The organism is Pistricoccus aurantiacus, assembly GCF_007954585.1.
In the GTDB taxonomy this organism is placed as follows: domain Bacteria; phylum Pseudomonadota; class Gammaproteobacteria; order Pseudomonadales; family Halomonadaceae; genus Pistricoccus; species Pistricoccus aurantiacus.
Window position 1 is genome coordinate 2,502,637 of record NZ_CP042382.1, and the last position, 23,467, is coordinate 2,526,103.

A 23,467-nucleotide genomic window follows, 5' to 3' on the forward strand; every position below is an offset into this window, starting at 1 on the left:
CCTCCATGTCAGGTCGCCGGCAAGCTGAAACTCATTAGGTAAGCAAGGGGAGCGACACCCATGATGATGGATGTGGGCAGTGCCAGCGAGGCCCTGGTAGCCACGGATTTTCTCGAGGATCCGCTGTGGTACAAGGATGCGGTCATTTATCAGGTACATGTGAAGTCGTTCTTCGATGCCAACGACGACGGCATCGGCGACTTCAAGGGCCTGATCGAAAAGCTCGATTACATTCAGAGCCTGGGAGTCAACACCATCTGGATCCTGCCGTTCTACCCCTCGCCGCGACGGGACGACGGCTACGACATCGGCGAGTACTGCAACGTCAGTCCGGATTACGGTACCCTGGAGGACGCCCGGCGCTTTATCGACGAAGCTCACGAGCGGGGGCTGCGAGTCATTACCGAGCTGGTCATCAACCACACGTCGGATCAGCACGAATGGTTCCAGCGGGCGCGTCGCGCGGAGCCGGGTTCTCCGGAACGGGATTTCTACGTCTGGTCGGACACGGATCAGGCCTATCAGGGCACGCGCATCATCTTCCTGGACACGGAAACCTCCAACTGGACCTGGGATCCGGTAGCGGGTGCCTACTTCTGGCATCGCTTCTATTCCCACCAGCCTGACCTCAACTTCGACAATCCTCGGGTACTCGAGGAGGTCATCAAGGTAATGCGCTACTGGCTCGACATGGGGATCGACGGTCTGCGTCTGGACGCCATTCCTTATCTCATCGAGCGAGAAGGCACCAACAACGAGAACCTGCCGGAAACCCACGAAGTGCTGAAGAAGATTCGCGCGGTGGTGGACGAGCACTACCCGGATCGCATGCTGCTGGCAGAGGCCAACCAGTGGCCGGAGGATACCCGCCCTTATTTTGGCGGTAATGAGAGCGGCGAGGGCGACGAATGCCACATGGCGTTTCACTTTCCGCTGATGCCGCGCATGTACATGGCACTCGCCCAGGAAGATCGCTTCCCGATCACGGATATCCTGCGCCAGACCCCGGAGATTCCGCCCAACTGTCAGTGGGCGATCTTCCTGCGCAATCACGACGAGCTGACCCTGGAGATGGTCACGGACAAGGAGCGGGACTATCTGTGGAATCACTACGCCGCGGATCGTCGGGCACGTATCAACCTGGGCATTCGTCGCCGGCTCGCGCCGCTTCTCGAACGGGATCGGCGGCGTATCGAGCTGCTCAATAGCCTGCTGCTTTCCATGCCCGGCACGCCGGTGCTGTATTACGGCGACGAGATCGGCATGGGGGACAATATCTATCTCGGCGACCGAGATGGAGTGCGTACCCCCATGCAGTGGTCCATGGACCGCAACGGCGGTTTCTCCCGGGCTGACCCGGCAAAGCTGGTGCTACCGCCGATCATGGATCCGCTGTATGGCTTCCAGGCGATCAACGTGGAAGCCCAGACCCGGGACCCGCACTCGCTGCTGAACAACATGCGCCGGCTCTTGACGGTACGCGGGCAGCACCGCGCCTTCAGCCGCGGCGGTCTGCAACTATTGTCGCCAAGCAATCGCCATATCCTGGCCTATCTGCGAGAGCTCCCCGGTGACGACGAGAACTCCAGCAACGCGACGCTCTTGTGCGTGGCCAACGTGGCGCGCAACGCCCAAGCGGTGGAGCTGGATCTGTCCGACTTCGCCGGCCAGGTGCCGGTGGAAATGCTCGGCGGCAGCGCCTTTCCTCCCATCGGCCAACTGCCGTATCTGCTGACCCTGCCGCCCTACGGCTTCTACTGGTTCCAGCTATCGTCCAGTACCGCCATGCCGGAGTGGTATACGCCCCAGCCGGAGCCGATGCCGGATTACGTGACCTTGATCGTCAAGCGCCGTCTCGAGGAAATTCTCTCCGACCGACCGCGCCAGCTGCTGGAGCGGGACACCCTGCCCAACTACCTGCCCAAGCGGCGCTGGTTCGCCGCCAAGCAGGCGCGCATTGAGGGAGTGGAGCTGCTTTATGTGGCGCGCATGCAAGGCGCTAAGCGTCCGATGCTGCTCTGCGAGCTGGAGGTGCGTCATGCTCAGGGTAGCGATCGCTACCAGCTGCCGCTTACCTTCCTGGCGGAAGACGAGCAGAGCAAGGCGTTGCCGCAGCAGCTGGCGCTGGCTCGGGTGCGGCGCATGAATCAGGTGGGATTGCTTACGGATGCCCTGACCCTGGACGATTTCGCCCTGGGGGTGCTCGAGGCGATGCGCCGATCCGCCAGCCTCGACTACCGTATCGAAGGCGATGGCACCGCGGGCCAGATTCGCTTTATCCCCACCGCGCTGCTGTCCGAACTCGAGCTTTCCGAGGAGCCGCAGGTCACCCAGCAATCCGCAGAGCAGTCCAACAGCACCGTGATCATCGATCGCAAGCTCGTGCTCAAGCTGTTTCGCCGGGTCGAGCCGGGCTACCACCCGGAGGCGGAGATCGGCCGCTATCTCAGCGAGGCGGGCTACGCCAACACCGCGCCGCTGTATGGCGAGGTCACCCGCTTCATCCACGATAGCGGAGAAGGAGCGGACACTCAGCAGTCGCTGATGATCCTGCAGGGCTTTATCGCCAATCAGGGGGACGCCTGGTCCTGGACCCGCAACGGACTCGAGCGGGCGATTCGCGAAACGGCGGAGTATCAGCGTGAGATGGCAGAGCTCACCCGCGAAGCGGCGGATGAACAAGTCGAGGAAGCGCAGGGCTTCGGCGCCCTGGACGAGCTGATCGGTTTTGCCGCCACTCTCGGCCAGCGGCTGGGCGAGCTGCATCAGGTGCTGGGGGCGGCCACGACCCACCCCGCCTTTGCCCCGGAGTGGGCGGATCAGACCCGGGTCGTCGAATGGAGCCGCCGGGTGCATCGCCAGGTCGAAAACGCCTTCGATCTGCTGGCGGAGCATCGCGAGCGGGTGCCCGCCGCGGATCGAGAGCTGCTGGAAATGCTGCTTGCCCAACGTTATGCCCTGCTGGAAGCCATTGATCCTTTGGCTCGCCAGGCGGAGGGAAGCCTCTTGACCCGCATCCACGGCGACCTGCATCTCGGCCAGGTGCTGGTAGCCCACGACGATGCCTTCATCATCGATTTCGAAGGCGAGCCGGCGCGCACTCTGGAGGAGCGACGCATCAAGGACAGCCCCCTGCGGGACGTGGCGGGCATGCTGCGCTCTTTCGATTACGCCGGGGCGAAGCTCGAGGACGTGATTTCCGGCGAGGTGGACGACACCTTGCTGGCGGCAGGCCAGGAGGTGCTGGAGCGCTATCTGCTCGACGGCAAGGAGGCGTTTCTGACCGCCTACTGGCAGGTGACCGTAGGGCTGGAACATCGCTGGCAGGCGGAGGGCGGCGCGTTTGCCGCGCTTTCACTCTTCGTGCTGGAAAAGGCTGCCTACGAGATCGCCTACGAGGTGGCCAATCGCCCGGACTGGCTGAACGTGCCGCTGCGCGGACTGATGGCCATTGCCGAGCAAATGATTCAAGGAGGAGTGCATGACTGATACAGCCGCCGGAACCCAATCCACCCGCCAGCCTGGCATCCGCCCGGCGCAGGACCCGGCGTTGCGACTCTCACCGGACGACGCGGAGGCGCTATGTCGGGGCACCCATGCCAATCCCTTCGCGGTACTCGGGCTTCACGGGGACGAGAACGGCTGGGTGCTGCGGGCGTTTCTTCCCGGTGCCATCGGCGTCGATGTGCTGGATCGGGACGGCGACGAGCTGCGCTGCAGCCTGACCCAGATTCAGGTGCCGGGGCTGTTCGCCGCTCGGCTGCCTCACGGCGCGCCTTACTATCTGCGTATTCGCTGGGTGGACGGCGAGCAGGAAACCGAGGATCCCTACGCCTTTGGCCTCCTGCTCGGCGAGATGGATCTCTACCTGATCGGCGAGGGCACGCACCGACACCTGGGCCATTGCCTGGGCGCCCAGCCCATGAGCATCGACAGCGTGGAAGGGGTGCGTTTCGCGGTCTGGGCTCCCAACGCCCGACGGGTTTCCGTGGTGGGAGAATTCAACCGCTGGGACGGGCGGCGTCATCCCATGCGGCTGCGCCATCCCGCCGGGGTCTGGGAGCTGTTCATTCCCCGGCTCGGCCCGGGCACGGTGTACAAGTACGAGCTGATCGATGCCCAGGGAGCGCCGCGACTCAAGGCGGACCCGGTGGCTCTGGCGGCCCAGACGCCGCCGCGGACCGCCTCCGTGGTGGCGGATACCACGCCCTTCGAGTGGAGCGATGAAGGCTGGCTCGCCGGCCGCGGCAAACGCCAGGCGCCGGACCGGCCCATGACCATCTATGAGGTGCACGCCGCTTCCTGGCGCAAGCACGGCGGCGACAACGGCGAGATCTATTCCTGGCAGGACCTGGCGGATCAACTGGTGCCCTACGTCAAGGAGATGGGCTTCACCCACCTGGAGCTGCTGCCGATCATGGAGCATCCCTTCGGCGGCTCCTGGGGCTATCAGCCCCTGGGCCAGTTCACTCCCAGCGGACGCTTCGGCGATTCCAAGGGCTTCGCCGCCTTCGTCGATGCCTGCCACCGGGCGGAAATCGGCGTGATCCTTGACTGGGTGCCGGCGCACTTCCCCACGGACGAGCACGGCCTGGCGCGCTTCGACGGCACCGCCCTGTACGAATACGCCCATCCCTTCGAGGGTTTCCATCAGGACTGGAATACCTATATCTACAATCTGGGGCGGCGCGAGGTGCACGGCTTCCTGCTGGCCTCGGCGCTGCACTGGCTGCGCCATTTCCACGTGGACGCCCTGCGAGTGGACGCGGTGGCCTCGATGCTCTATCGGGATTATTCCCGCCAGCCAGGAGAATGGATACCCAACAAGCACGGCGGTCGCGAGAACCTCGAGGCCATTGATTTCCTGCGCCATCTCAACCAGGTGGTGAAGGAAGAGGCGCCGGGAGCGGTGGTGATCGCCGAGGAATCCACTGCCTGGCCCGGGGTCACCAAGCCGGTGGAGGAAGACGGCCTGGGATTCGCCTACAAGTGGAACATGGGCTGGATGCACGACACCCTGTCCTATATTTCCACGGACCCGCTGTATCGCAGCCACGATCATCACAACATGACCTTTCCGCTGGTCTATGCGTTTTCCGAGCGCTTCGTGCTGCCGATTTCCCACGACGAAGTGGTGCACGGCAAGGGCTCGCTGATCAACAAGATGCCCGGCAACGACTGGGAGCGCTTCGCCAACCTGCGTGCCTATCTCAGCGTGATGTGGACCCAGCCCGGCAAGAAGCTCTTGTTCATGGGCTGCGAGCTGGCCCAGTGGCGAGAATGGAGCCATGACCGGGAACTCGACTGGTTTCTGCTGGAGGAACCGCGCCATCAAGGGGTGCTGAACCTGGTGCGGGATCTCAACCGGCTTTATCGTGACCACCCCGCCCTGCACGAGCTAGATACCGAGCCTACCGGCTTCACTTGGGTGGTGGGAGACGACAGCGCCAACAGCGTTTTCGCCTGGCTGCGCTGGAGCCGCGACGGGCAACCGCTGCTGGTGGTCGCCAACCTGACTCCGGTGCCGCGCTATCAGTATCGGCTCGGGGTCCCTTACCTAGGCGAATGGCAGATGACGTTCAACAGCGACGCCGGTTGCTACGGCGGCTCCAACCAGGGCGAAAGCGAAGTGATCAACGCGGAAGACCAGCCCCTGCACGGCCAGGCCGCCAGCTTGACCCTGACCCTGCCGCCGCTGGGGGTGCAGATATTGGGGTTGGGTAATTGAAAGTCTAGAAATGGCTCGGTGGCAGCTTCGCCAACAACCGCTTGATCTCCGGGTCATCGAAGAACGCCACCAGCCGCTTGGCGGTGATCGGGCCGATACCGGAATAAGCGTGCCAGTCCCGGCGGTTTCTCGTTTGCAGCTCAGTGAGTTCGATAACGCCATGCTCATCTCGCAAGGCACTGGCGTCGATACTCGGCATTCCCAGGGCGATCAGCCAATCATATAAAGAACGGGCCTTGGCCTGATCGAAGGCCGCCAGCCATTGCGCGGCGCGCTTGTCTCCCACCCCGGGCAGGGCGATAAGCTGCGCTTTCGTCAGCGCCTGCCAGTCCAGTAGGCGAGTCACCAATCCCGCTTCGATCAGCATTTTCCAGGTGCCTTCGCCGATACCCGGCAGGTCGAGCCCCTTGTCGCTGGCCAGCCAGGTCAGCCGCGCGAGAAACTGTGCCTCGCAGCCCAGGTTTGCGTCCAGGCTCAGGCAGCTCAGGGCATGATAGCGGGCCGGATCCGGTGATGCCACTTCCGTGCGCGGCTCGTTGCGCACCAATACTTGATCGAGCTGCGGAATGCTCAGGCCTGCCAGACGCAGGATAATCTGATCGCCGGGGCGAATATCGAGGTCTCGCCAGTGATCCAGGGAGCCCAGGCTGACTCGGCTGACGCTTTTGTCGTCAAGCTCCACCGGATAGAGGTGAAGTAGTGGAGTGATTCTACCGGTGCGCCCGACGGTGAATTCGATATCCCGTACCAGCGCATGGGCGCTCTCGGTGGGATGCTTCCAGGCAATTGCCCAGTCCGGCGGCTCGGCTTGCCAGGTGTTCGCCTCGGGGCGATTTCCTTGACGAACCACCACGCCGTCGGTGACGAAGGGCAGCGGCTGGCGGTACCAGCGGCGGCGCCACTCGGCAACGTCCTCGGGGTTTTTCACCGCATGGGTATAGGCCTGACTCGTGGCGAAACCCCAGCGTTCGAGCTGGGCGAGTCGTTCCTGCATGGTTTGAGAATCCGTCGGCCAGTCCCAGACGAACAGACCGATCTCCTCGGCGTCTTTTGAGGCCAATTCATGACGGGCCATCAGGCCGGCAATACGGCTGCGGGCACCGTCGCTGCCTTCGGCCTTCTGCACATGGCCATCACGTCGCTGGTACAGCTCACCTTGCAGGATAACCTCCGGCGGTGGATTACCGGAAAGCAGGGGAGGTATGGCAGGAATAACGACGGCCTTGCTGGTCCAGTCCTGACCACGTTCGCCGTCGCCGCGGCTGATCAGCGCGATCAGCCTGCCGTGACGATAGCGCAGGGTGACCGCGACCCCATCCACCTTGGGCTGCACGAAGAGATTGGCTTGAGAACGCCGAGCTATCCAGGTATCGAGTTCCCGCCGATCGTCGATCTTGTGCAGCCCGGTCTGAACGACGGGATGGGAAATCTCGGCGCCAGGCTCGGCGGTTGCCATCGAGAAAGTTTCCGTGCCGAAGCAGCGCTGCCACGTTTGCAGGTTGCGCCTGGACTGATCGTAGACCCCGTCTTCCACCAGACGCTTGCCGCGCCGGTAATAGGCGTCATCCCAGAGGGCGAGCCGGTCTGCGAGTTGGGTGATGGCGGTGTTGGCCTGGGGCTTGGTCCAGTCCGGGCAGGCGGCGAAAAGTGCAGGGGAGATAAGAAGAAAAAGGCCGGGAAGAAGCCATGTTAGCCGTAAGCTTTTCCCGGAAGAACGCATAGCAAGTGAATCATTCAAGCGCGATAGGCGAGATGACCGCTGGCTTTTCTGGCCTGGCCCGCGGGGTTGTAAAGCGAGTCTCCTCGCAGTTCGTGCAGAGCGTTGAGCATGCGCTGATTGTGGGTCATGCGATCAAGGATCAGGCCGCCGTTGCGTTCGTTGAGGCCACGAACGAGTTCGGCACTTTCCTGCAGCGCTCGCCACTGATCGAGCAAGCCCATGTCCCAGGCTGCCTGCTGCGCGCCGGAGTGATCCACGCCATAGCCCAGCGCCTGCTGTTCCTGGCGACGCTTCGCTTCCAGCGCTTCCAGTTCAACGAAATGGATCTGCTTGGCATCCGCCAGACACTGCAGCAGTTCGCCGTCTACCCGGCCTTGAGTCAGCGCCTGACGCTCTCGATGGAGAAGCTCGACAAGGGCGTCGAGGGCGGCCTGCTGTCGTTCCAGCTGCTGTTGCAAACTCATGAATCCGTCTCGCCCAACATGTCGCGCACGCTATCGATCAGGCCATCGGCGATCTTGTCCGCGCGAATCTCGAGGCGGCCCTCGCTGATCGCCTGGCGAACTCCCGCCACTCGGGCGGTATCGATATCCTGGCTGGCGTTGGTTGACGCCTGACTCAAGCGGGTGACGGACGCTTGATTCCGCGGGGCGCTCGCGGCGCCGGAATCATTGACAGCGCCGCCCGAATTGGTGGTGTTGGTCGGTTTGACCTGTTCCGTCTGAGGAGAGCGCGGAAGGGTAGGATTGCTGGTTATTTTCACGGAAACTGCCTCGTCGAAGATGCTTGTTCAGCCTATCGGCACGGCAAAGGCAAACTTTAATCCTTTAAAAACCAACGGCGACCCGCTGCGGCCCGACCACTATGGCGTCGAGGATTTCTCGTCGGGAAAGCCGTACCCGAATCGTCTCGCCGTGACCCCCATCTTCCAGCGCTTCGCCTTCCCGGGAAACCCGAAACCCGCGCCCCCTGGCTTCCACGCTGACCCGCTGGCCACGCAGCACCGAAGGAATTTCCCGCACCTGATGCTCGTTCAGGGTCGTGCCAGCGCGCAGAGAACGGGTGGCCTGCAGACCAATCAGCTTTCGAGCATCCATGACCGTATAGGGCGGCAACTGGCTCAGATCGCCCTGGCGGCTTCCCAGCATGGCTTCGGTGATGCGCTGACCGGCATCGATATCCGTGGCGGTGACCGGGTAGCTGCCGAAGACCTGGATATTCGCCTGAAGATAGCGCACCTGGCGACCGTCGGCGCCGCAGCGCACCCCCACGGAAACCCGCCCCCAGCGTCGTGATGAAGCATTGGGAAAAAACGCCGACGGGCTCTCGCAGGCGGGCAGCGTCGCCCGGGGCGGAATCACTTCGATATTGATTTCGTCTCCCAGCCCCTGGCTTTGCTCGTAAAGAAATCCTTGTACCGCCTCGATCACCGCCGGCTGGGCCGCCTGAGCGGAAAACGTGACGAACATGATCGCCAGCGCCAGAAAAAACCGATCGGGCGCGGTGCGATCTAGCGCAGCTTTTATTCGGCGGGGCATCGACATCCGTTTTCATCTCTTGAGGAAGGTCAGAGGATTCTACGTCTCATGGGTTTGGCGCAGTAACGAAAATACGTCGTAAAAATCGGTCTGTTTTACGCTTTGTTACGAAAAGTTTTCTCTATCCTGCATCCTCAGCCGCTATTCATTCGGGCCGTTGCCGAGAGGAAATCATGATCGACAAGCTAGGCGCATCAATGACTTTTCAGCAGGAAGTGCTCAACCTGCGCCAACAGCGCCAGCAGGTGCTGGCGAACAATATCGCCAATGCGGATACACCAGGTTACAAGGCGCGGGACTTCGATTTCTCTCGGGAGCTGGAGCGGGTCATGGCTCGCGGTCGCGCCGGGGCGGACGGTCTGGCCATGACCACGACGTCGAAAGGTCACATTGCCGGCAAGGCCTCCGCCGGCGGCTCGAGCGTTCACGATCTTCTCTACCGGGTACCGATGCAGCCAAGCCTGGACGGTAACACCGTGGACATGGATCTGGAGCGCAGCCAGTTCGCGGAGAACGCGCTGCGCCAGCAGGCCTCTCTGAGCTTCGTCAACAGTCGTATTCAAGGGCTTAAAGCCGCCATGCGACCGGAATAACGCCGTGTTCCTCTATCGCCTGTCAGTCAGGAGACTTTAATCCATGTCGATGTTTTCCGTTTTCGATATCGCCGGCTCCGCCATGAGCGCCCAGGCGCAGCGCATGAACGTCACCGCCAGCAACCTGGCCAACGCGGATAGCGTGGCCGGCCCGGACGGCGAGGCCTATCGCGCCCGCCAGGTATGGTTCGAGGCCCAGACCCAGAACGGTGGCGGGGCCGGCGGCGTGCGGGTGAAAGAGGTGATCGAGGATCCCTCGCCGCTGCGCATGGAATATCGCCCGGCGCATCCCCTGGCGGACGAGCAGGGCTATATCAGCATGCCCAACGTCGATCCGGTGGGGGAAATGGTCAACATGATCTCCGCCTCACGTTCCTATCAAGCCAACGTCGAGGTCATGAACACCAGCAAGCAGCTGATGCTCAAGACCCTGACCCTGGGAGAAAACTAAGCATGGCAAGCGCGATCGATTCTTCCGTCCTCAGCGGCATCAACGCCGGGCTACCCAGCCAGCAGGCGTCTCGCGCCAATCAGGGCGTTGGTGATCTGGGGGACAGCTTCATGACGCTGCTGGTCACCCAGCTGCAGAACCAGGACCCGCTCAACCCGATGCAGAACGCGGAGATGACCTCCCAGCTGGCGCAGATCAACACCGTCAGCGGTATCGAGGATTTGAACGCCACTCTGGAAGGCATCAATTCCCAGATCGACGCGGGCCAGGCGCTGCAGGCCGCAAGCCTGGTCGGTCAGGGGGTGCTGGTGCCGGGAGATCGGCTGTTGGCCAGCGTGACGGAAGGCGGTGATGCGGTTACCACGCCCTTCGGCGTCGAGCTGGATCAGCCCGCGGACAGTCTGCGGGTGACCATCAGCGACGGCGCCGGTCAGGTGGTCAGCCAATATCAGACGGATCCGGTGAAGGCCGGGGTCTCGTCCTTCCAGTGGGACGGTCAACTGGCCAGTGGTAAGACCGCCGGCCAAGGCGCTTATCGCGTCAAGATCGAGGCCCTGGTCGATGACAAGATCGTGCCCAGCCAAACCCTCAACTATGCCCAGGTAGGGGGAGTGATTCCACAGGAGCAGGGCGGTGCGCTACTGGATCTTGGCGCGGTCTACGGTCAGGTCGGCCTGAGCGCCATCAAGCAGATTCTGTAATAGCCATTAATCGGATTCTCTAACAAGTTAGTACGCAGAGGAAACAACATGAGTTTTTCACAGGCATTGAGCGGTCTTAACGCCGCCCGTAATCAGCTGGGCGTGTTGGGCAACAACATCGCCAATTCCCAGACCACCGGCTTCAAGTCCTCCGGCGTCCAGTTCGCGGACGTCTACGCCAATTCCAAGGTGGGCCTGGGGGTGCAGGTGTCCAGCATTCTGCAGGACTTCAGCGGTGGCAACCTGGAATCCACCGGGCGCGACATGGATCTCGCCATCAGCGGCAACGGTTTCTTCCGCTTCCAGCAGGCCGGCGAGGTGGTGTATTCCCGCAACGGCCAGCTGACCATGACGCCCGGGGGCGAGCTGGTCAACGCTCAGGGGGCGAAGATCATGGGCTACGGGTTGCAGGACTCCAACGACGCCTTCTCCAGCATCGCCGGCGGTGGCCAGCCGGTACCGATCACAGTGCCCGCGGACGACATGGCGGCTTCCGCCACCACCCAGGTGAATTCTGTCTATAACCTGGATGCGAGCATTGACCAAACGGACCCTAATTTGTTGAAAAAAACGACGTTGGGTACAGGTTTGGGCGCGCCCAACGAGACCCTAGACATCAATTATCATTACTCCAATAGCTTTATCGCCTACGACTCCTTGGGTAACGCTCATAACGTCAACGCCTATTACGAGAAAGTCCAAGACAACGAATGGAAGGTACGAACGTCCATCGATGGCGAGGTTAATGTCAATGCTGGTGCGCCGACGAAAGATTTGAATGTCTTCACGCTGAACTTCGACAAGAACGGCCAGCTGGTACGCACCAATGGCGATATAACCGGCGTGAACGGCAGCGATCGTAAAACCCTCGATCTACCTATCGACTCCGGCGCCGAGTCGATGGAAGTGGACTTCGTGCTCGCCGGCACGACCCAGTTCGCCAATGAGTCCTCCGTCAAATCCCTGACCCAGAACGGCTATACCGCCGGTGCCCTGGTAGGGGTGACCATCGAAGACGACGGCTCGGTGATGCGGCATTTCTCCAACGAGCAGTCCCGGGCGGCGGGGCAGATCGTGCTGGCCAACTTCCGCAACGCGGAAGGCCTGAAGCCGGAGGGGGACAACGTCTGGTCCGCCACCGCTGCCTCCGGCCAGGAGCTGGTAGGGGTCGCCGGCACCGGGCTGCTGGGCACCATCGAAGGCCAGGCACTGGAAACCTCAAACGTGGACATGGCGGATGAGCTGGTCAGCATGATCGTCGCCCAGCGCGCTTATCAGGCCAACTCCCAGACCATCAAGACCCAGGACGAGATATTACAAACCGCCATCAATCTCCGCTAAGGAAATGCCGACTAAGGCAAGCTGACCCATGGATCACATTCTCTACACCGCCATGAGCGGCGCGCGGCAAAGCCTGGATCGACAGGGGGTGGTGAGCAATAACCTGGCCAACGCTTCCACCAGCGGGTTTCGCGCGCAGTTGCATGCGTCCCGGGCGGTGCCGGTGCAGGGCGCCGGGGAATTGCCCACCCGCATCTCCGCCGCCGAGACAACCCCGGGGGCGGATTTCACCCCCGGCCCGGTCAACGCCACCGGGCGGGACCTGGACGTGGCCATGGGCAAGGACGCCTGGCTGGCGGTGCAGGCGCCGGATGGAGATGAAGCCTATACCCGGCGCGGCGATCTGCAGGTCGATGGTGATGGCCTGGTCAACGTGGCCGGCCATCCGGTGATGGGGGACGGCGGGCCGCTGATCGTGCCCTTGGGCGCCAGGCTTTTCGTGGGCGCGGACGGCACCGTCAGCGCGATCAGCCCGGGGCAGGATGCGGAGAATCTGGTCGCGATGGGGCGGCTCAAGCTGGTCAACGGCGCCGAAGCGAAGCTGACTCGGGGCGAGGACGGTCTGTTTCGCGCCGAGGGCGGCAACCTCCAGCAGGATGAAGCGATGACCGTCACCAGCGGCGCCCTGGAAGGCAGCAACGTCAGCGCCGTCGAGACCATGGTGGCGATGATCGATTCCGCCCGGCGCTACGAGATGCAGATGAAGGTGATTTCCAGCGCGGACGAGAACGCCCAGCGCGCCAATCAGCTTCTCTCACTGCAAGGTTAATTATCATAGAAGGGTAAGCCCATGATTCGTTCCCTATGGACCGCCAAGACCGGCCTCGAGGCGCAACAGGTCAAGATGGATGTCATCTCCAACAACCTGGCCAACGTCAATACCACCGGCTTCAAGAAGACCCGAGCGGTGTTCGAGGACCTGCTGTATCAGAACCTGCGCCAGCCCGGCGCCCAGAACGACGTCCAGAATAATCTGCCTTCCGGCATGCAGGTGGGTTCCGGGGTGCGCCCGGTGGCCACGGAGCGCCTGCATAGCCAGGGCGGCCTGGAAAATACCGAGAACTCCCGAGACCTGGCCATCAACGGCGAAGGCTTCTTTCAGGTACAGATGCCGGACGGCACCACCGCCTTCACTCGGGACGGCAGCTTCCAGCTCGACCAGGACGGTCAGATGGTGACTTCCAGCGGCTATCCGGTGCAGCCGGCGATCATCATTCCGCAGAATGCGCTTTCCGTGAGCATCGGCAAGGACGGCGTGGTGTCGGTGACTCAGCCGGGCATTCGCGAGTCGAATCAGGTCGGCCAGTTGACGCTTTCCAGCTTCGTCAATCCCGCGGGCCTCGAGAGCGTCGGCGAGAACCTCTACATGGAAACCACCGCCTCCGGACCGCGCAACGAGGGCATGCCGGGTATCAACGGCCTGGGCCGGCTCTATCAGGGCTATGTGGAAACCTCCAACGTCAACGTGGTGGAGGAAATGGTCAACATGATCCAGACCCAGCGCGCCTACGAGATCAACAGCAAGGCGGTGCAGACTTCCGACGAGATGCTGGCCCGTCTGGCTCAGCTGTAAGGTTTGATCCGATCCAACACAGATAGCCGCTCGGCGGCGAGGAAATTCCATGAAGCGAAGGATAGGTGATCTGACCAAGGGCCTGCTGGTACTGATTGCGCTGGCCTGGCTCGGCGGCTGCGCCCAAGTGCCTCGCGCCTCGGTGGTGGGGGATCAGGAGCAGATCGAGATTCCCGTCGCGCCGCCGGCGCCGGCCAACGGCTCGATCTTCCAGCCACAGGCGGGCTACGCCTATCAGCCGCTGTTCGAGGACCGCCGCCCGCGCACCGTGGGAGATATCCTGACCATCACCCTGGATGAGAAGGTCAGCGCCAGCAAGAACTCCCGCAGCAACGCGGATCGCAACGGCTCCACGGGCCTCAGTTTCAACCAGGTGCCGGAAGGGCTGGAGGAACTGCTGGGCTACAACGCCGATGTGGAAGGCAAGAGCGATTTCGTCGGCGGCGGCGGCGCCCAGGCCAACAACTCCTTTACCGGCACCCTGACGGTGACGGTGCTTGAGGTGCTGCCCAACGGCAACCTGCGGGTGCGCGGCGAGAAGCAGATCGCCATCAATCAGGGCGCCGAGTTCATCCGCTTCTCCGGGGTCGTCAATCCGCGCACCATCACCGGTAGCAATACCGTGCCTTCTACCCAGGTGGCGGATGCACGGATCGAATACGTGGGCAATGGCTATATCAACGAAGCGCAGCACATGGGCTGGCTGCAGCGCTTCTTTCTCAATGTCTCGCCGTTCTGAGGCCTTTATGTCGACTATTCTTCCAGGCGTTCGAGCGCATTTTCCCGTCGGGCTGTTTCTTCTATTGATCGGCCTGTTCAGCGCGGCTCAGGCCGCCACCCTCCGCGAGCTGGCGGACTTCCACGGCGTGCGTGACAACGCCCTGGTGGGCTACGGCCTGGTGGTGGGCCTGGACGGCAGCGGCGACCAGACCATGCAGGCGCCCTTCACCGGCCAGAGCCTGACCAACATGCTGTCTCAGCTGGGTATCAGCGTGCCGCCGGGCACCAACATGCAGCTCAAGAACGTGGCGGCGGTCATGGTGACTGCCAGCCTGCCGCCATTTTCCCGCCAGGGACAGGAGCTGGACGTGGTGGTGTCCTCCGTGGGCAACGCTCGCAGCCTGCGCGGCGGCACTCTGCTGATGACCCCGCTCAAGGGCGCGGACGGCGCCACCTACGCCCTGGCCCAAGGCAATCTGCTGATCGGCGGCGCCGGCGCCGAGGCGGGAGGCAGCAGCGTGCAGATCAATCAGCAGGCCAGTGGACGCATTCCCGGCGGCGCCACGGTGGAACGTGCCGTGCCCCTGAACCTGGGCGACGACAACGGCTTTCTGGAACTCCAGCTCAAGCAGGCGGATTTCGGTACCGCGGATCGGGTGGTCAGCGCTATCAATCTGGAATTCGGCCGCGGCGTGGCGGAGGCGGTGGACGGTCGAACGATTCGCCTGCTGGGGCCGCGCACGGACAACGCCCGAGTGCACTTCATGGCTCGGGTGGAAAGCGTCAGCGTCACCCCGACGGAAGCGCCGGCCAAGGTCATCATCAATGCGCGCACCGGCTCCGTGGTGCTCAATAGCCGGGTCACGCTTAGCCAGGCGGCGGTGGCCCACGGCAATCTCTCCATCGTCATCGATACCGACTTTGGCGTCAGCCAGCCCGCCCCCTTCAGCCAAGGCCAGACCACGGTGGTGCCGAATACCAAAATCGGCATCAACCAGCAGCAGGCCTCCCTGCAGATGGTGGAAGGCGCAGACCTCAGCGATGTGGTGAACGCCCTCAACGCCCTGGGCGCCACGCCCCAGGATCTGATGGTGATTCTCGAGGCGCTGAAGGCCGCCGGCGCCCTGCACGCGGAACTGGAGATTATTTGATGAGCGTCATATCAGCCAATCAAGGGATGAACCTCGGAGCGAGCCAAAGCCAGTTTGCCCTGGACATGCAGGGGCTGTCCCGCATCAAGCACAGCGCGCGACAGGATCCGGAAGGCGGCAAGCAGGCCGCCGCCCGGCAGTTCGAGGCGCTGTTCCTGCAGATGATGATGAAGAGCATGCGCGAGGCGGTGCCCAGCAGCGGGCTGATGGATAACAAACAGACGCAGATGTTCACCTCCCTGCTGGATCAGCAGTGGGCCCAGGAGCTTTCCGGCCGCGGCATCGGCTTGGCGGATACGCTGCTCAAGCAGTTGGGTGGCGGCGCGAAAGCCGCGCCGTCAACGGAAGACGATGGTCTGATCGCCGGCATTCCTCGTGGCACGCCGCAATTGCTCAGTCATGTTTCCGAGAGCCATGCTTCTCGGCACCACGCGGAGAAAGCCGACGGCCGGAGCCTTGGCGACACCTCGCAAGACTTCTATGCCGCTCTCGAGCTCGAGCGGGCTGGCGCGGCGAGTATCAACGAATCCGTTGAGTCCAAGCGTTCTGCGCTGCCTCACGTGCAGGATTTCATTGCCAGGCTGTCCGAGCCCGCCCAGCGGGCCAGTGAAAGAAGCGGCGTTCCGGCGGAGCTGATTCTTGCCCAGGCGGCGCTGGAGACCGGCTGGGGCAGCCGCGGCATTCCCACACGAGACGGCGGTGAAAGCCATAACCTGTTCGGCATCAAGGCAGGCAGCCGCTGGCAGGGAGATACCACGGATATCGTCACCCACGAGTTCATCGGCGGCCAGCGCCGGGAAGTGGTGGATCGCTTCCGAGTCTACGATTCCTTCGAGGACGCCTTCACGGACTACGCCAGCCTGATCGGCAACAATGCCCGCTATCAGGGTGTGGTCCAAGCGCCCAATGCCCAGGAAGCTGCCCGGGCGCTTCAGCGCGGCGGCTACGCCACGGACCCGGCCTACGCGGACAAGCTGATCGCGGTGATGCGAACCCTAGGCCCTCTGGGGGAAACGAGCCTGCTCGCCAGCCGCTGATCCTGTCTCAAGTCTTTTCAACTTGCGTCGATAACTTCCGTATCCGTTTCAGGGAACGACAATCATGAGTCTCTTTTCCATTGGTCTGAGTGGCATGCACGCGGCGCAGAACGCGCTGCTGACCACCGGTAACAATATCAACAACGCCTTCACCCCGGGCTATAACCGGGAGATCACCCAGCTGGCGGAGCAGGACGGCAGGCGAGGGGTGACGGTAGTCAACGTGGAGCGTCAGTTCGACCGCTACGTGTCCGCGCAGCTCAACGACGCCACCAGCGCTTCCACCGCTCTAAAGACCTACGATAACCAGATCAGCCAGATCGACGATCTGCTGGCGGATCGCGAGGCCGGGCTGGCGCCGCTGATACAGAGTTTCTTCTCGTCCCTGGAGGATCTTGCCAGCGCGCCTTCGGACCCGGCCGCCCGTCAGGGGACCATTGGCAACGCGGATACCCTGAGCGCTCAGTTCCGCTCCTTCGACGCCTATCTCGAAGACATGCAGCAGGGCATCAACGGCCAGATTAAGGATGAGGTCGTCCAGATCAACAATCAGACCAAGCAGCTAGCTCAGCTCAACCGGGAAATCGGCCTTGCCCGGGCGCGCAGCGGCGAGGCCCCCAACAGCCTGCTCAATCAGCGGGATCAGGTGGTGGCGCAACTCAGTGAACGCCTGGACGTCAAGCTCAGCGTGCAGGACGGCAAGTCCTACAACCTGACGCTTTCCAGCGGCGAACCCTTGGTGACCGGCACGCGATCCTTCAGTCTAGAAGCCATGGCTTCTAGCACTGATCCGGAGCGGATCGTGGTCGGCGTGCGCGACGCCGGGGGCAACGCCGCGGAACTTGCGCCGGGTACCATCAGCGGCGGCACCCTTGGTGGTCTGACTCACTTTCGCAGCGAAACCCTGGACGACACTCAGAATCAGCTTGGCCGACTGGCGATTTCCCTGGCGGAAGGCTTCAATGAGCAGCATCGTAAAGGCGCCGATCTGAATGGCAATCTCGGCGAGGATATGTTCAAGATCGGTGATCCTCAGGCCTTCGCCAGCGATCGCAACGGCGGCCGCGCCAGAGTCGATTCCATCGCCATCGATGATTACAAGGAGCTGCGGGCCACGGACTATGAGATTCGTATCAATGACAATTCGCCCGCTGATGCGAGCGGCTTTACCATCCAGCGCAAGGACAACGGCCAGAAACTGGAGGCCGGCAGCGATTTCACCTTCGACAGTGCCAATCGCACCCTGAGTTTCGGCGGCGTTAAGCTCGGTTTCGACGGCGGTACCCTGAACCAGGGAGATCGCTTTGAAGTACAGCCGGTGCGTCACGGTGCCGGCGGCATGGAAAACCGGATCAGCGAGCTGGACAAGATCGCCGCGGGTATCCCGGATGCAGACAACGGTACCGGCGACAACCGCAATGCCCTGGAACTCCAGAGCCTGCAGAACGAGAAACTGGTGGGGGGCAATGCCTCGGTCAATCAGGCTTATAGCGGCCTGATCAGCGACGTGGGTAATCGCACCAGCGTGATCAAGGTCAACCTCGACGCCAAGCAGGGGCTGACGGAGCAGCTGTACGCGGTGCAACAGTCCCAGTCCGGGGTCAACCTCAACGACGAGGCGGCTAACCTACTGCGCTATCAGCAGTTCTATCAAGCCAACGCCAAGGTCATCGAGATCGGTTCCACCGTGATCGATACCATCCTTGGCTTGCGTACCTGATTGTCGAGGAGCCGTATCCCATGCGTATCAGCACTCAGGTCATGTTCGAGCAGAGCATGACCAGCATGAACCGCCAGCAGAGCGAGTATCTGAAGATCGGCCAGCAGATTGCCAGCGGCAAGAAGGTGGTCAGGCCCTCGGACGACCCCCAAGCCGCTTCCCGTGCGGTGGGGGTCGCCCAGGCCAAGGCCCAGACCCAGCAGTACGCGGATGCCCGAATCAGCGCTCGCAACGCGCTTTCTCAGGAGGAGAGCGTGCTCAACAGCGTCACCCAAGGCATCTCCAGCGCCAAGAATCTGCTGGTGCAGGCCGCCAGCGAGACCTTGAGCGACGCGGACCGACAGTCCATCGGCGGCGAGCTGCGCGGTATCTACGAATCACTGCTTGGTCAGGCCAACGTTACCGACGGCAACGGTCGCTATCTGTTCGGCGGCTACAAGGACGACGCGCCGCCCTTCGCCAAGAGCGGCGAGGGGTCCGCAGTGGTGTACAACGGCGATGAGCGCAGCCGTGAACAGCAGGTGGATGCCTCTAGGCGAATGCCCGTCTCTGATAACGGCAAGACGATCTTTCAAAGCGTCGCCAGCGGCAACGGCCATTTAGCTATCGCCAATGAGAACCAAGGTAATGTGACCTTCAAGGGTCCAAGCCGACTCGATTCTAACCAGCCCGGCTACGGCGAGAATGCCTACGTGCTGAAATTTACCGGCACCGATACTTTCACCATGGAAACCCTGAACGCCGAAGGCAACGCCATCTCTAGCGTGGCCGGACAGACCTTCGAGGCCGGTGTGCCGATCGAGATCGGCAACGGGGCGATTTCCATTACTCTCGAAGGCAGCGCGGCTGATGGTGATGAGATAGCGATTCGTCCCGCGGATCACGGCCAGGCTAATCAGAACCTGTTCAAGACCCTGGAAACCGCCATCAAGGCCCTGGAAACCCCCATCGAAGGCAAAACCAATGTGCAGGCGAATTTCCGCAACGCCGTCTCTACTTCCATGCGTGAGCTCGACAACAGCCTGGACAACGTGCTCACCGTACGCGCATCCGTAGGCGCCCGCCTCAACGAGCTGGACGTGGTGGACACGGTAGGCAGCAATCGCATGCTCAACTACGAGCAGACCCTCTCGGATCTGGTGGATCTCGACTACAGCAAGGCGATTTCCGAATACAGCATGAGCCAGGTAGGGCTGCAGGCCTCCCAGAAGGCGTTCATGGGGCTGAAGAACATGTCGCTGTTCGACATGTTGTAAGGCTGGCGATGTTTATCGATAACAACGACTAGAAAATTTAACGAGGGTTCGGTATTACCGGATCCTCGCTTTTTTAGCTTCCCAAAGGCGCCAGCGCCTGCAAGAGCTGCTGTTGAAACCCGAGTCCGGTTTCGAAAAGGCGCTGCAGGAAACGTCCGAAGTCCGTCATCAGCACCATGATCAGGAAGAGGCCGACGGTCAGAGTCATGGGGAAGCCGATGGAGAAGATGGTGAGCTGGGGGGCGGCGCGGTTGAGAATGCCCATGCTCAGGTTGATGGTGAGCAGAGCGGCCACCAGGGGCAGGGAAAGCAGCAGGCCGGAGGAAAAGATCGTACCGGCGAAGCGCACCAGCAGATCGAAGCCGGCGATTTCGGGGCCAAGAGCACCGATGGGCAAGACGCTGAAGCTCGTCGCAAGAATCTGGATGACGATCAGATGCGCGTCCACCGCCAGAAACATCAGCAGGGTGACCATGTAGAGAAAGCGCGATACCACCACGTCGTTGCTGCCGGTATCCGGCGAGAAGAAGGTGGCGAAGGCTAGGCCCATCTGCAGGCCGATATATTCCCCGGCGGCCTGGACCGTCGCCAGCACGATACGCATGACCAGCCCGATGGCTACCCCGATGATGATCTGCTCCACCAGAATCCCGAAGCCCGCCCAGGAAAACAGCGGCACGTCCGGCAGAGGCGGCAGCCCCGGGGCGATCGCCACGCAAAGCAGCATCGCCAGGCCGACCTTGACCTGATTGGGCACGCTGTTATGGCCCCACAGGGGCGAAGCGGCGAGAAAGGCGGTCAGCCTCACGAAAGGCCACAGGAACATGACCAGCCAGCTCTGCAGCTGGGCGAAATCGAGGGTCAGCATGGCGCTCGGCGAGTGACGGAATCAGGGATTCAGGAAATCAGCAGCGGAATGCTGCGGATCAATTCCCGGGTGAAGTTGGTGATCAGCCCCAGCAGCCAGGGCCCCGCCAGCACGAGCACCCCGAACACGCCGAGAATCTTGGGGATGAAGGAAAGCGTCATCTCGTTGATCTGGGTGGCGGCCTGAAAAAGACTCACCAGCAGGCCCAGGGCCAGGGCGGTCAACAGCAGCGGCGCCGCCAGCAGGAGGGTGACCTTCATGCCGTGATAGGCGATATCCATAACCGTTTCAGGGGTCATTATCGAGCTCTCCTAAACAAAGAAGCTTTCCGCCAAGGAACCGACGATCAATTGCCAGCCGTCCACCAGCACGAACAGCATCAGCTTGAAGGGCAGCGAGATGGTCGCCGGGGGCACCATCATCATGCCCAGGGCCATCAGCACGCTGGCGATGACCAGATCGATGATCAGAAACGGGATAAACAGGATGAAGCCGATCTGGAAAGCGGTCTTCAGTTCGCTGGTGACGAAGGAGGGGACCAGCACCTGAAAAGGCACGTCTTCCGGACCCTGAAACGGGCCGGTCTCGGAAAGCCGAGCGAACATGGCGATATCCGGTTGGCGGGTCTGCTGCATCATGAAGTCCCGCAGCGGCTGCTGGGCAAGGCTCAGGAATTCCGGAAGTTCGATATCGCCGTTGCTCAGCGGCATCCAGGCGCTGTCGTAGATCTCGTTGAATACCGGCGCCATGATGAAAAACGTCAGAAATAGCGCCAGCCCCAGCAGTACCTGATTGGGCGGCGCGGACTGGGTGCCCATGGCGGTACGCAAAAGCCCCAGCACGATGATGATACGAGTAAAGCTGGTCATCAGCAGCAGCACGGCAGGCAAGAAAGCCAGAGAGGTCAGCAGCAGCAGGGTCTGTAGCTTGAGCGACCACTGCTGGCCGCCGTCCGCGGTGGGCTGAGTGACGATCCCCGGGATCGACTGCGCCCAGCCGGCCTGCGGATAAAGCGCCAGCCAGCCGATTGCGAGCATTCCCGTGCCGACGAAGACAAGAGAACGTACCCTCATGGCGATTCCTTTTTCTTGCGGCCGCGCTTTTTTCCTTCACCCCAGACGCTCGCACTGTGTTTCAAGGCATTGTGTTTCAAGGCGCCGGCAAAGCGCTGGGCGAAGCTTTCGCCCTCCAGGTCCATAGTGACGGTAGAATCCGGCTCCGGCGCCGGCATTTCGTGAAGCTTGTTGACCTGGCCGCCGCCCACACCCAGCACCAGCCAGGTATCCGCCACTTCGACGATCACCACCCGCTCCCGGTTACCCACCGCAGTGCCCGCCACCACTTGCAGTGCCTTGGCGGCGTTGGCCTGGCCCGGGCGCAGGCGACGCATCAGGCGACTGGCCAGCAGAATCAAGCCGATGATCAGCGCCAGGGAAAGGGCGACCTTGCCCAGCGCCGCCAGGCCGAGCAGCGAATCGCTGCTCTGTATGGCGTTCATGGCCTGTTGGGCATTTTCCGTCTTGGCGCTCATCGGTTCAGCTTCTGTACTCGTTCCGTCGGCGTGATGATCTCGGCGATGCGGATGCCGTACTTGTCTTCCACCACCACGACCTCGCCCCGGGCGATCAGATAGCCGTTGATCAGGATATCCATGGGTTCCCCGGCCAGGCCGTCCAGCTCGATCACCGATCCCTTGGTCAACTCCAGCAGCTGCTTGATGGTGATCCGAGTGCGGCCCAGCTCCACGCTGAGCTTGACCGGGATGTTCATGATCATTTCCAGGTCGCGCACCGCGGTCTGTTCGCCGCCGCCTTGCAAGGGCTTGAACACCCGATCGTCCGCCCGGGGCTGGGCGCCGGTTTCTTTCGAGGAGGATGCGTCGCTGGCCGGTGCCTTTTCCTGCTGTTGCTGCTCTTCCAGGGCCGCGGCCCAGATATCTTCCGCGTCGTCCTTGGTGGTATCGACCTCGTCGGGCGTGTCCTTGTCGCCGAGGGGCTGATCGTTGGGGTTATCACTCATCGTTATTTTCCTCGAAGGATGACTGGGCGTCCTTGGCGTCTTTGGCCAGGGCGGTTGGGATGAGGGGGGCGGCGTGATTGATCAGATGCTTGACCCGCAGGGCGCTCTGGCGCTGCTGGCGACCGTATTCGCATTCCATGACCGCCACGTCGTCGACCCGGGCGATGACCGTCTCCGGGAGTTCCACCGGCAGCACGTCGCCCACCTTGAGTCGCATCACCTGACCGAGATCCGCGGAGATATTCAAGAAGTCCGCCACCAGTTCCACCTCGGACAGGCGCAGTTCGCCGGCCATACGCCGGGTCCAGGAGGAATCTCGCTGCTGACCGCCGGGGGTCTGGTGAGTCAGGGCATCACTCACCGGCTCGAGCATGGCGTAGGGCATGCAGATGTTGAAATCGCTGGCTAGGGCGCCGACTTCCAGGTGAAAGATGCTGTTGACGACAATTTCGTTGGGAGAACTGGTGATGTTGGCGAACTTGGTCTGCATCTCCGAGCGCAGGTAGCCGATCGTCAGCGGATGCACGGTTTTCCAGGCTTCCTGATAGGCGTTGATCGCCAGGTCCAGCAGGCGCCGAATGATACGCTGCTCCGTGATGGTGAATTCGCGCCCTTCAGACTTGGTCACGAAGCGACCGTCTCCGCCGAACAGGTTATCCACCACCATGAACACCAGGCTCGGCGGAAAGACGAACAGCGCCGTGCCTTCCAGGGGCTTCAAGGTGACCATGTTGAGATTGGTGGGTACTGGGGTGTTGCGCAGGAATTCCGTATAGCTCTGATAGCGCACCGTATCCATGCTGATATCCACGCCGCGGCGCAGCAGGTTGAACAGGCTGATGCGAAACAGCCGGGCGAAACGCTCGTTGACGATATCCAGTACCTGAAAGCGCTCGCGAACCACGCGATGCTGGGAAACTGGATCGTAGGGGCGCACTTTCGCTTCGTTCACATCCGCGGCGCTTTCATCTTCGCCGCTGACGCCTTTCATCAGCGCGTCGATTTCTTCCTGGGAAAGCAGTTCGTCTTGTGCCATGGGTCGCGTCAACTT

Annotated in this window: 23 protein-coding genes; 13 read left to right on the forward strand and 10 right to left on the reverse strand. The window is 62.2% G+C overall.

The window, feature by feature from the left end; translation table 11 throughout:
• Positions 1-60 precede the first annotated feature (60 nt).
• A complete protein-coding gene (treS, locus tag FGL86_RS11785) occupies positions 61-3,489 on the forward strand; it encodes a maltose alpha-D-glucosyltransferase (RefSeq protein WP_246131613.1) in 3,429 nt (1,142 codons plus the stop codon).
• Positions 3,482-5,728, forward strand: coding sequence for a 1,4-alpha-glucan branching protein GlgB (gene glgB / locus FGL86_RS11790; protein WP_147184728.1), 2,247 nt, complete (start codon positions 3,482-3,484; stop codon positions 5,726-5,728). The genes treS and glgB overlap by 8 nt, the downstream gene beginning before the upstream one ends.
• A gap of 4 nt (positions 5,729-5,732) precedes the next feature.
• Here glgB and ligB read toward each other — a convergent pair whose 3' ends face one another.
• From ligB to flgA, 4 genes are all read right to left on the reverse strand, one after another.
• The gene (gene ligB, locus FGL86_RS11795) at positions 5,733-7,448 is read right to left on the reverse strand and encodes an NAD-dependent DNA ligase LigB (protein ID WP_147184729.1); all 1,716 of its coding nucleotides are present in this window, start codon (positions 7,446-7,448) and stop codon (positions 5,733-5,735) included.
• Between the two features lie 14 nt (positions 7,449-7,462).
• Positions 7,463-7,912 carry a flagella synthesis protein FlgN gene (locus tag FGL86_RS11800; protein WP_147184730.1) on the reverse strand — a complete coding sequence of 150 codons (450 nt, stop codon included), beginning with the start codon at positions 7,910-7,912 and terminating at the stop codon, positions 7,463-7,465.
• Positions 7,909-8,211: a flagellar biosynthesis anti-sigma factor FlgM gene (gene flgM / locus FGL86_RS11805; protein WP_147184731.1), complete on the reverse strand. Its 303-nt coding sequence runs from the start codon at positions 8,209-8,211 to the stop codon at positions 7,909-7,911. The genes FGL86_RS11800 and flgM overlap by 4 nt, the downstream gene beginning before the upstream one ends.
• Before the next feature lie 64 nt (positions 8,212-8,275).
• Complete coding sequence (gene flgA, locus FGL86_RS11810) at positions 8,276-8,992, reverse strand: flagellar basal body P-ring formation chaperone FlgA (protein WP_147184732.1); 717 nt, start codon at positions 8,990-8,992, stop codon at positions 8,276-8,278.
• Positions 8,993-9,159: 167 nt separating this feature from the next.
• Here flgA and flgB point away from each other — a divergent pair, with 167 nt between their 5' ends.
• The 11 genes from flgB to flgL all read left to right on the forward strand — a co-directional run bounded on the left by flgB (position 9,160) and on the right by flgL (position 19,529).
• Positions 9,160-9,579: a flagellar basal body rod protein FlgB gene (gene flgB / locus FGL86_RS11815; protein WP_147184733.1), complete on the forward strand. Its 420-nt coding sequence runs from the start codon at positions 9,160-9,162 to the stop codon at positions 9,577-9,579.
• Between the two features lie 43 nt (positions 9,580-9,622).
• Entirely contained in the window at positions 9,623-10,030 is a 408-nt protein-coding gene (gene flgC, locus FGL86_RS11820) for a flagellar basal body rod protein FlgC (protein WP_147184734.1), read from the forward strand.
• 2 nt (positions 10,031-10,032) lie between these two features.
• A complete protein-coding gene (locus tag FGL86_RS11825; RefSeq protein WP_147184735.1) occupies positions 10,033-10,731 on the forward strand; it encodes a flagellar hook assembly protein FlgD in 699 nt (232 codons plus the stop codon).
• A 48-nt stretch (positions 10,732-10,779) separates the two neighbouring features.
• On the forward strand, positions 10,780-12,072 hold the full coding sequence (gene flgE, locus FGL86_RS11830; RefSeq protein WP_147184736.1) for a flagellar hook protein FlgE: 1,293 nt from the start codon (positions 10,780-10,782) through the stop codon (positions 12,070-12,072).
• 28 nt (positions 12,073-12,100) lie between these two features.
• A complete protein-coding gene (locus FGL86_RS11835) occupies positions 12,101-12,841 on the forward strand; it encodes a flagellar basal body rod protein FlgF (RefSeq protein WP_147184737.1) in 741 nt (246 codons plus the stop codon).
• 21 nt (positions 12,842-12,862) lie between these two features.
• Positions 12,863-13,645, forward strand: a complete 783-nt coding sequence (flgG, locus tag FGL86_RS11840; protein ID WP_147184738.1) for a flagellar basal-body rod protein FlgG — start codon at positions 12,863-12,865, stop codon at positions 13,643-13,645.
• 49 nt (positions 13,646-13,694) lie between these two features.
• On the forward strand, positions 13,695-14,384 hold the full coding sequence (locus FGL86_RS11845) for a flagellar basal body L-ring protein FlgH (protein WP_147184739.1): 690 nt from the start codon (positions 13,695-13,697) through the stop codon (positions 14,382-14,384).
• Positions 14,385-14,391: 7 nt separating this feature from the next.
• On the forward strand, positions 14,392-15,516 hold the full coding sequence (locus tag FGL86_RS11850; protein WP_147184740.1) for a flagellar basal body P-ring protein FlgI: 1,125 nt from the start codon (positions 14,392-14,394) through the stop codon (positions 15,514-15,516).
• Positions 15,516-16,553 (forward strand): flagellar assembly peptidoglycan hydrolase FlgJ, encoded by a 1,038-nt coding sequence (gene flgJ, locus FGL86_RS11855; RefSeq protein WP_246131614.1) that lies wholly within the window; start codon positions 15,516-15,518, stop codon positions 16,551-16,553. The genes FGL86_RS11850 and flgJ overlap by 1 nt, the downstream gene beginning before the upstream one ends.
• Before the next feature lie 64 nt (positions 16,554-16,617).
• The gene (gene flgK, locus FGL86_RS11860; RefSeq protein ID WP_147184741.1) at positions 16,618-18,273 is read left to right on the forward strand and encodes a flagellar hook-associated protein FlgK; all 1,656 of its coding nucleotides are present in this window, start codon (positions 16,618-16,620) and stop codon (positions 18,271-18,273) included.
• A 20-nt stretch (positions 18,274-18,293) separates the two neighbouring features.
• Positions 18,294-19,529, forward strand: a complete 1,236-nt coding sequence (flgL, locus tag FGL86_RS11865; RefSeq protein WP_147184742.1) for a flagellar hook-associated protein FlgL — start codon at positions 18,294-18,296, stop codon at positions 19,527-19,529.
• 73 nt (positions 19,530-19,602) lie between these two features.
• Here the strand turns inward: flgL and fliR are convergent, their stop codons facing one another.
• Genes fliR through fliM form a run of 6 tightly spaced genes read right to left on the reverse strand, consistent with a single transcriptional unit; the run spans position 19,603 to position 23,452 of the window.
• The gene (fliR, locus tag FGL86_RS11870) at positions 19,603-20,397 is read right to left on the reverse strand and encodes a flagellar biosynthetic protein FliR (protein ID WP_147184743.1); all 795 of its coding nucleotides are present in this window, start codon (positions 20,395-20,397) and stop codon (positions 19,603-19,605) included.
• 29 nt (positions 20,398-20,426) lie between these two features.
• Positions 20,427-20,696 carry a flagellar biosynthesis protein FliQ gene (gene fliQ / locus FGL86_RS11875; protein ID WP_147184744.1) on the reverse strand — a complete coding sequence of 90 codons (270 nt, stop codon included), beginning with the start codon at positions 20,694-20,696 and terminating at the stop codon, positions 20,427-20,429.
• A 12-nt stretch (positions 20,697-20,708) separates the two neighbouring features.
• Entirely contained in the window at positions 20,709-21,434 is a 726-nt protein-coding gene (gene fliP / locus FGL86_RS11880) for a flagellar type III secretion system pore protein FliP (protein WP_147186185.1), read from the reverse strand.
• A 32-nt stretch (positions 21,435-21,466) separates the two neighbouring features.
• On the reverse strand, positions 21,467-21,928 hold the full coding sequence (gene fliO / locus FGL86_RS11885; protein WP_147184745.1) for a flagellar biosynthetic protein FliO: 462 nt from the start codon (positions 21,926-21,928) through the stop codon (positions 21,467-21,469).
• Positions 21,925-22,416 (reverse strand): flagellar motor switch protein FliN, encoded by a 492-nt coding sequence (gene fliN, locus FGL86_RS11890; RefSeq protein ID WP_147184746.1) that lies wholly within the window; start codon positions 22,414-22,416, stop codon positions 21,925-21,927. Before fliN ends, fliO begins: the two co-directional genes overlap by 4 nt.
• A complete protein-coding gene (gene fliM / locus FGL86_RS11895) occupies positions 22,409-23,452 on the reverse strand; it encodes a flagellar motor switch protein FliM (RefSeq protein WP_147184747.1) in 1,044 nt (347 codons plus the stop codon). The genes fliN and fliM overlap by 8 nt, the downstream gene beginning before the upstream one ends.
• Positions 23,453-23,467: the final 15 nt, after the last annotated feature.

Bases quoted from the DNA above. Each gene is read 5' to 3' on its own strand.
- flgK (WP_147184741.1), top strand. From the start codon at position 16,618: ATGAGTCTCTTTTCCATTGGTCTGAGTGGCATGCACGCGGCGCAGAAC.
- FGL86_RS11850 (WP_147184740.1), top strand. From the start codon at position 14,392: ATGTCGACTATTCTTCCAGGCGTTCGAGCGCATTTTCCCGTCGGGCTG.
- flgE (WP_147184736.1), top strand. From the start codon at position 10,780: ATGAGTTTTTCACAGGCATTGAGCGGTCTTAACGCCGCCCGTAATCAG.
- flgA (WP_147184732.1), bottom strand. From the start codon at position 8,992: ATGTCGATGCCCCGCCGAATAAAAGCTGCGCTAGATCGCACCGCGCCC.
- flgL (WP_147184742.1), top strand. From the start codon at position 18,294: ATGCGTATCAGCACTCAGGTCATGTTCGAGCAGAGCATGACCAGCATG.
- FGL86_RS11835 (WP_147184737.1), top strand. From the start codon at position 12,101: ATGGATCACATTCTCTACACCGCCATGAGCGGCGCGCGGCAAAGCCTG.
- flgC (WP_147184734.1), top strand. From the start codon at position 9,623: ATGTCGATGTTTTCCGTTTTCGATATCGCCGGCTCCGCCATGAGCGCC.
- ligB (WP_147184729.1), bottom strand. From the start codon at position 7,448: ATGCGTTCTTCCGGGAAAAGCTTACGGCTAACATGGCTTCTTCCCGGC.
- glgB (WP_147184728.1), top strand. From the start codon at position 3,482: ATGACTGATACAGCCGCCGGAACCCAATCCACCCGCCAGCCTGGCATC.
- fliP (WP_147186185.1), bottom strand. From the start codon at position 21,434: ATGCTCGCAATCGGCTGGCTGGCGCTTTATCCGCAGGCCGGCTGGGCG.
- FGL86_RS11845 (WP_147184739.1), top strand. From the start codon at position 13,695: ATGAAGCGAAGGATAGGTGATCTGACCAAGGGCCTGCTGGTACTGATT.
- fliQ (WP_147184744.1), bottom strand. From the start codon at position 20,696: ATGACCCCTGAAACGGTTATGGATATCGCCTATCACGGCATGAAGGTC.
- treS (WP_246131613.1), top strand. From the start codon at position 61: ATGATGATGGATGTGGGCAGTGCCAGCGAGGCCCTGGTAGCCACGGAT.
- flgB (WP_147184733.1), top strand. From the start codon at position 9,160: ATGATCGACAAGCTAGGCGCATCAATGACTTTTCAGCAGGAAGTGCTC.
- FGL86_RS11825 (WP_147184735.1), top strand. From the start codon at position 10,033: ATGGCAAGCGCGATCGATTCTTCCGTCCTCAGCGGCATCAACGCCGGG.
- fliO (WP_147184745.1), bottom strand. From the start codon at position 21,928: ATGAGCGCCAAGACGGAAAATGCCCAACAGGCCATGAACGCCATACAG.
- fliR (WP_147184743.1), bottom strand. From the start codon at position 20,397: ATGCTGACCCTCGATTTCGCCCAGCTGCAGAGCTGGCTGGTCATGTTC.
- FGL86_RS11800 (WP_147184730.1), bottom strand. From the start codon at position 7,912: ATGAGTTTGCAACAGCAGCTGGAACGACAGCAGGCCGCCCTCGACGCC.
- fliN (WP_147184746.1), bottom strand. From the start codon at position 22,416: ATGAGTGATAACCCCAACGATCAGCCCCTCGGCGACAAGGACACGCCC.
- flgJ (WP_246131614.1), top strand. From the start codon at position 15,516: ATGAGCGTCATATCAGCCAATCAAGGGATGAACCTCGGAGCGAGCCAA.
- fliM (WP_147184747.1), bottom strand. From the start codon at position 23,452: ATGGCACAAGACGAACTGCTTTCCCAGGAAGAAATCGACGCGCTGATG.
- flgG (WP_147184738.1), top strand. From the start codon at position 12,863: ATGATTCGTTCCCTATGGACCGCCAAGACCGGCCTCGAGGCGCAACAG.